We start from the raw sequence: 7013 nt of genomic DNA, 5'->3' as shown, positions 1-7013 counted from the left end.
CCTTCAACCTGACCGGCGGCTTTCAGGTCAAGCCGGAGTTCCTGTCGCTCTATTTGGCGCTGTCCTTCTATACGGCCGCCTTCATCGCCGAAATCGTGCGGGCCGGCATTATGGGCGTCAGTAAGGGGCAGACCGAGGCAGCCGGTGCCCTCGGGCTGCGGCCGGGATCGATTCTGCGGCTTGTCGTCATTCCGCAAGCCATGCGCATCGTCATTCCGCCGCTGACCAGCCAGTATCTGAACCTGACCAAGAACTCGTCGCTGGCCATCGCCATCGGCTACCCGGACCTGACGGCGACGACCGGCACGGTGCTGAACCAGACCGGCCAGGCGATCGAGTGCGTGCTGATCATGATGGTGGTCTATCTCGCGCTCAGCCTGTTGACGTCGGCGATCATGAACGTGGTCAACGCCAGAATGGCGCTGGTGGAGAGGTAGCGACATGCAGGAGCACGACCTTTCCTTCGTCCGCGTCGAAATGGCGCTGGCACAGTCGGCGCCAGCAAGTGAGCGCGGTCTGGGCGCCTGGATACGCAAAAACCTGATTGCTTCGACCGGCGACACGATCCTGACCATCATCGGCATCGTGCTGGTCGCGATGATCCTGCCGCAACTGATCAGCTGGGCTTTCATCAGCGCCCAATGGACCGGCACCGACCGTACGTTCTGCGCCACGGTGGCGCAGGGCGGCATCCAGCCGGATGGTTGGTCGGGCGCCTGCTGGGCCTTCGTCAACGCCAAATTCGGCCAGTTCATGTTCGGCCGCTATCCGATCGATGAGCGCTGGCGGCCGATCCTCGTCGCCATCCTGTTCGTGGCGCTTCTGGTGCCGCTGCTCATCCCGAAGGTGCCGCGCAAGGGGCTGAACGCAATCTTATTCTTCGGGGCGCTGCCGATCGTTGCTTTCATCCTGCTGGTTGGCGGCGTGTTCGGCCTGCCGCATGTCGAAACCCCGCTATGGGGCGGGCTTCTGGTGACGCTCACCCTGTCCTTCGTCGGCATTGCCGTGTCGCTGCCGATCGGCATTGTGCTGGCGCTGGGGCGGCGATCGAAGATGCCGATCGTCAAGATGCTGTGCGTCATCTTCATCGAGACGGTGCGCGGCATCCCGCTGATCACCGTCCTGTTCATGGCCAGCGTCATGCTGCCGCTGTTCCTGCCGGCCGGCGTCACCTTCGACAAGTTCCTGAGGGCGCTGATCGGTGTCTCGCTGTTTGCCGCTGCCTATATGGCCGAAGTGGTGCGCGGCGGCCTGCAGGCGATCCCCAAGGGCCAGTATGAGGGTGCGGATTCGCTCGGCCTCGGCTACTGGCAGAAGATGGGCCTGATCGTGCTGCCGCAGGCGCTGAAGCTGGTCATTCCCGGCATCGTCAATACCTTCATCGGCATGTTCAAGGACACCAGCCTGGTCTCAATCATCTCGATGTTCGACCTGCTCGGCGTCGTCAAACAGAATTTTTCCGACGCCAACTGGGCAACGCCGCAGACGGCCAGGTCCGGCCTGGTGTTCGCTGCCTTCGTCTTCTGGATGTTCTGTTTCGGCATGTCGCGTTATTCGATGTTCACGGAACGCCGGCTCGATACCAGCTACAAACGCTAAGAACAAAAAAGGGAACCTTCCATGGCCACAGAAAATGCAGTCAGCGCGGAAGAGATCAAGGTCAATGCCGCCAAGATGCAGGTATCCACCACCGACGTCGCCATCGACATCATCGCTATGCACAAATGGTACGGCGAATTCCACGTGCTGAAGGATATCAATCTGAAGGTGATGCGCGGCGAGCGCATCGTCATTTGCGGCCCTTCGGGCTCCGGCAAATCGACGATGATCCGCTGCATCAACCGGCTGGAAGAGCACCAGAAGGGCAAGATCATCGTCGATGGCAAGGAATTGACCAACGACCTTAAGAAGATCGACGAAGTGCGCCGCGAGGTCGGCATGGTTTTCCAGCACTTCAACCTGTTCCCGCATTTGACCATCCTGGAAAACTGCACGCTGGCGCCGATCTGGGTGCGCAAGACGCCGAAGAAGCAGGCCGAGGAAATCGCCATGCACTTCCTCACGCGCGTCAAGATCCCGGAACAGGCCAACAAATATCCCGGCCAGCTTTCCGGCGGCCAGCAGCAGCGCGTCGCCATCGCCCGCTCGTTATGCATGAACCCGCGCATCATGCTGTTCGATGAGCCGACCTCTGCGCTCGATCCCGAAATGATCAAGGAAGTGCTGGAGACGATGGTCGGCCTCGCCGAAGAGGGCATGACCATGCTCTGCGTCACCCACGAGATGGGCTTTGCCCGAAAGGTCGCCAACCGGGTGATCTTCATGGATCAGGGTCAGATCGTCGAGCAGAACACGCCGGCCGAGTTCTTCGACAATCCGCGCCACGAGCGCACAAAACTGTTCCTGTCGCAGATCCTGCACTGATCGCTCTCACGCGAATCAAAAGAGCCCGGCCGAAATCCTGCCGGGCTCTTTTGCGTCTGGGCCGTCAGCCGGCGATTGCGCCCCGATTGCGAGGCCGTCCCTCATGAAAAAGCCGTCCCTCGTGAAAAAGCTTGGGCGTTTTCTCGCCATTCTGGTGGTGGCAATCGTGCTTGCCGTGGTTTTGGGCACGTTCATTCCACGGCCGCTCTTGCCGGCGGCCGCCGCCGATCCCGTAGCCACCAGGCACATCCTGGTGCTGAAAAATCCGATCCACACCGATATCGCCGTCCCGGTCGATGACGACGTGCGCAAGCGCTTCCATTTCCTGGTCGATGGCGGCATTCCGGACGACATGGCTGGGGTCCGCTACATCGTCTTCGGCTGGGGAGGCCGCGCCTTCTATCTGGAGACGCCGACCTGGTCGGAACTAAAGGCGGTGCCGGTGATGAAGGCGCTGACACTGGACGCATCGGTGATGCATATCGATGTCGCCGGCAACATTGTCGAGCCGCACCCCGACGTCGCCGGCTTCGACATCAGCGAGGAGCGTTTTGCGGCGCTGCTCGACTTCATCACCGCCAGTTTCCAGCAAGGGCCGAACGGTCCCATCCCAGTCGAGAATGCCCCCTATTCCAGGTTCGACCGCTTCTACGAAGCCAACGGCCATTTCAACGCGCTGGTTGGCTGCAACACCTGGACAGCGGCGGCTCTGCGTATCGCCGGCCTGCGGACAGGCTGGTGGGATCCGCTGCCGGCCTCGCTCGACCTGTCGATGCGGATTTATAATTGATGCTTGGCACTAGTGTCCGACGGTTTCCGAACCTGCCAGCCATAAAGCCAATCGAGATCGGCGGCGAGCCTTTCCGGAGAGCGCAATCTCAGAAACAGGTTGCGCGCGACCGCCACCGGCCCGGAAGCGTGCCAGGCGAGACGGTTGACAGCACCGCGGCGGGCGACCTTGGCGATGCGCGGGCGCCGCACCTTTTCCCAGGCGGCAAGGGCGCTCCAGGGGTCGGCAGGCGAGGCGGCGACAAAACCGGCAAGGGTTGCGGCATCCTCGATCGCCATCGCCGCGCCTTGCGCCGCAAACGGCGTCATCGCATGCGCGGCGTCGCCGATCAGCGCGATGCCGGCGGGCGTTGTCCATGGCTGTGCCTGGTCGACCGTATGGATCGGCCATGCGGTCCACGGGCCGGCATCCTCGGCAAGCCGGGCCAGTGCTGCCGCGGTGCCACGCATCGCGCCGACGAGGATGTTGGGGTCGGCGTAACCCGACCAGCCCTCGGCGATGATCTCGCCCCTGGTGAAGGCGGCCAGGTTGAACGCCGTGCCGTTGCTGACCGGATAGGCGACGAGGTGAAAACCGGGATGCAGGAAGGCGGTCACGCAATTGGCGGCGCCGACCGCCGCAAGCGCTTCTCCCGCGACACTGTCTGCACTGATCGTAGCGCGCCAGGCAAGCTCGCCCGAAAACCGGCTTTTGGCCGCAAACCCGCCAAGAGCACGGATAGCCGACCACACGCCGTCGGCGCCGATCAGCAGAAAGCCGTCGGCTTCGACCGTCGTGCCGGCAATCTCGACTGTTGCCGTTGTATGGCGCGGTCCTGCGGCGATGCCGCCGACGCGCGCGCCGGTGACGAGACTGATGTCCGGCTGTTCGGCAAGGCGCGCCATGAGCGCGTCTTGCAGATCGGCCCGATGAGCGACGAGATAGGGCGCGTGCCAGCGCCTTTCGGCTTCTTCGCCAAGCGGCACCCGCGCCAGCTCGCGCAGTGTGGCGGCGTCCCTGAGCACGACCGCCTCCGGCCGCACCGCCGCCGGCAACAGCCGGTCGAGCACGCCGAGCTGGCGAAGGATGCGCGTTGCGTTGGGTGACAGCTGGATGCCGGCGCCGGCCGCTTCGAGGCGCGGCGCCTGTTCGAACAGCCGCACCAGATAGCCGTGTTCGGAAAATGCCAGCGCCGCGGTCAGTCCGGCGACGCCGGCTCCGGCGATAACGACCTGCCGGGACCGGGTGTCGTCCATGGGGATGGCGTGCGCGTCAGGCGGCCTGGTCGATATAGAGGCATCCGGCAGGCTGCGTTTCCGTCGCCTTCAGCTTTGGCGAATAGCGATAAAGCGTCGAGCAATAGGGGCAGACCTTTTCATTGTCGTCGCCCATGTCGAGAAACACATGCGGGTGGTCGAAAGGCGGGTTGGCGCCGGTGCACATGAATTCCTTGACGCCGATGTCGATCGCCGCATAGCCCGCATCGTTCTGGAAATGGGGAATGGAACCGCCTGCCATCGTCGTCTCCTACATGTGCCGCATGACCCCGGATCATGCGCAAATCAAAATTCCACCGCGTCCTTTGCGCGTCCAAGGGCGCGCCGCGCTGTAGCCTGATTGCATCTGGATCATAAGCTGTCTCTTTGCAAGATCGATGAAATCAAACTGTCGTAAAAGCCTGTCACAGGATAAGCTAAGCCGGTTAAGGCATGGCCCCGAAAACCGAATTCGGTTTCGCTGGGGATCATGCCTAGCTTAAGAGTGGTAGAGCGTCCTTTGCGCGTCCAGAAAGACGCGCGATGCTCTGGCCAGCGGGTGCGAAACGAGCAGGAACCATGAACGAACTAAAGCCGGTGCAGAGCGAATTCACCACTGTCGAGGTGGCGAGCCCCGAGGGCGGCAACCCGGACCGCTTCGTGAACCGCGAGTTTTCCTGGCTGCAATTCAACCGCCGCGTCCTCGAGGAATCGTTGAACGCCAATCATCCGCTGCTCGAGCGTGTCCGCTTCCTGTCGATTTCGGCCGCCAATCTCGACGAGTTCTTCATGGTCCGCGTCGCCGGTCTCGCCGGCCAGGTTCGCGAAGGCATCACGCTGAAGAGCCCGGACGGTCGCACCCCCGAACAACAGCTCGAACAATTGCTGCGCGAAGTCGAGCGTCTGCAGGAGGACCAGCAGAAAAGCCTTTCCGCGCTGATGCTGCTGCTCGACAAGGAAGGCATCGAGAGCATCAGCCGCGATGGGCTGACCAAGGACGAGAAGGCCTGGCTCGAGGATCATTTCCAGGAGCAGGTGTTTCCGGTGCTCACACCGCTGTCGATCGACCCGGCGCATCCATTCCCGTTCATTCCCAATCTCGGCTTCTCGATGGCCCTGCAATTGCGCCATCGCAGGAATGGCGAGGAGATGAGCGCGCTGTTGCGTCTGCCGGTGGCGCTGAAGCGCTTCATCCGCTTGCCCGACCGCAAGCGTCATGTCCGCTTCATTCCGCTGGAAGAAGCAGTCGGCCTCTATATCGGCAAGCTGTTCCCCGGCTACGAAGTCAAGGGCTCCGGGACGTTCCGCATCATCCGCGACAGTGACATCGAGGTCGAGGAGGAGTCCGAGGATCTCGTGCGCCTGTTCGAGACGGCGCTGAAGCGGCGCCGCCGTGGCTCGGTCATCCGCATCGAATTCGACAAGCTGATGCCGGCCGAACTGCGCGAGTTCGTCGCCGGCGAGCTTGGCGTCTCGTCGAGCCGCATCAGCGTGCTCACCGGTCCGCTGGCGCTCAGCCAGATTTCCGAGATCGTCGCCATCGCCCGCGACGATCTCAAATTCACGCCCTATAATCCGCGCTTTCCCGAGCGCATCCGCGAGCATGGCGGCGACTGTTTCGCCGCCATCCGCGAGAAGGACATCATCGTTCATCACCCCTACGAATCCTTCGACGTTGTGGTGCAGTTCCTGCGCCAGGCGATGGCCGACCCGGAAGTCGTGGCGATCAAGCAGACGCTCTATCGCACATCGAACGACAGCCCGATCGTGCGCGCTTTGGTCGACGCGGCGGAGGCCGGCAAGTCGGTGACCGCGCTGGTCGAGCTCAAGGCGCGTTTCGACGAGGAAGCCAACATCCGCTGGGCGCGCGACCTCGAGCGCGCCGGCGTTCAGGTCGTGTTCGGCTTCCTCGAACTGAAGACACACGCGAAAATGTCGCTGGTGGTGCGACGCGAGGACGGCAAGCTGCGCAACTATGTGCATCTCGGCACCGGCAACTACCATCCCGTCACCGCGCGCATCTACACCGACCTGTCCTTCTTCACCACCGCTCCGACGATCGCCCGCGACGTCGCCCAGCTGTTCAATTTCATCACCGGCTACGCCGAGCCGACCGATGAGATGCGGCTGGCTATCTCACCCTTCACGCTGAGAAACCGGATTCTCAAGCATATTTCAGACGAGATTACCCATGGGCTGGAAGGCCGGCCGGCCCGCATCTGGATGAAGATGAATGCGCTGGTGGATCCGATCATCATCGACGCGCTTTATGACGCCAGCCGCGCCGGCGTCGAGATCGATCTTGTCGTGCGCGGCATCTGCTGTCTGAGGCCCCAGGTGCCGGGCCTGTCTGAAAACATAAGGGTCAAGTCGATCGTCGGCCGCTTCCTCGAACACAGCCGCATCTATTGTTTCGGCAACGGCCATGGACTGCCGTCGGACGGGGCGGTCGTCTACATCTCATCGGCCGATTTGATGCCGCGTAATCTCGACCGTCGCGTCGAAACCATGGTGCCGATCACCAATCCAACGGTGCATGAACAAGTCCTCGGCCAGATCATGCT

Annotated in this window: 7 protein-coding genes; 5 read left to right on the top strand and 2 right to left on the bottom strand. The window is 62.5% G+C overall.

The genetic code is table 11. The features are described 5' to 3' along the window. From EOA86_RS15835 to EOA86_RS15820, 4 genes are all read left to right on the top strand, one after another. A partial coding sequence (locus EOA86_RS15835; RefSeq protein WP_128342469.1) for an ABC transporter permease subunit occupies positions 1 to 437 on the top strand: 437 nt, incomplete at its 5' end. A 4-nt stretch (positions 438 to 441) separates the two neighbouring features. Next, complete coding sequence (locus EOA86_RS15830) at positions 442 to 1599, top strand: amino acid ABC transporter permease (protein WP_128342467.1); 1158 nt, start codon at positions 442 to 444, stop codon at positions 1597 to 1599. A 21-nt stretch (positions 1600 to 1620) separates the two neighbouring features. Next, on the top strand, positions 1621 to 2424 hold the full coding sequence (locus EOA86_RS15825; RefSeq protein WP_065008990.1) for an amino acid ABC transporter ATP-binding protein: 804 nt from the start codon (positions 1621 to 1623) through the stop codon (positions 2422 to 2424). A gap of 103 nt (positions 2425 to 2527) precedes the next feature. Beyond that, a complete protein-coding gene (locus EOA86_RS15820; RefSeq protein ID WP_206630033.1) occupies positions 2528 to 3214 on the top strand; it encodes a TIGR02117 family protein in 687 nt (228 codons plus the stop codon). Here the strand turns inward: EOA86_RS15820 and EOA86_RS15815 are convergent. Together EOA86_RS15815 and EOA86_RS15810 are read right to left on the bottom strand one after the other, a co-directional pair. Next, positions 3205 to 4449: an FAD-dependent monooxygenase gene (locus EOA86_RS15815; protein ID WP_128342466.1), complete on the bottom strand. Its 1245-nt coding sequence runs from the start codon at positions 4447 to 4449 to the stop codon at positions 3205 to 3207. The two genes, EOA86_RS15820 and EOA86_RS15815, sit on opposite strands and share 10 nt — an antisense overlap. A gap of 16 nt (positions 4450 to 4465) precedes the next feature. Further along, complete coding sequence (locus EOA86_RS15810; RefSeq protein ID WP_029354249.1) at positions 4466 to 4711, bottom strand: zinc-finger domain-containing protein; 246 nt, start codon at positions 4709 to 4711, stop codon at positions 4466 to 4468. Positions 4712 to 5028: 317 nt separating this feature from the next. On the opposite strand from EOA86_RS15810, the gene EOA86_RS15805 reads away from it, so the two are divergent. Beyond that, positions 5029 to 7013 (top strand): RNA degradosome polyphosphate kinase (locus EOA86_RS15805; protein ID WP_128342464.1); only part of this gene is annotated, 1985 nt, incomplete at its 3' end.

Origin of the sequence: Mesorhizobium sp. M5C.F.Ca.IN.020.32.2.1 (genome assembly GCF_004023105.1) — a bacterium.
Classification (GTDB): Bacteria; Pseudomonadota; Alphaproteobacteria; order Rhizobiales; family Rhizobiaceae; genus Mesorhizobium; species Mesorhizobium wenxiniae.
Note: the sequence above shows the minus strand (reverse complement) of the source record. Positions and strands in the feature narration are given on the sequence as shown.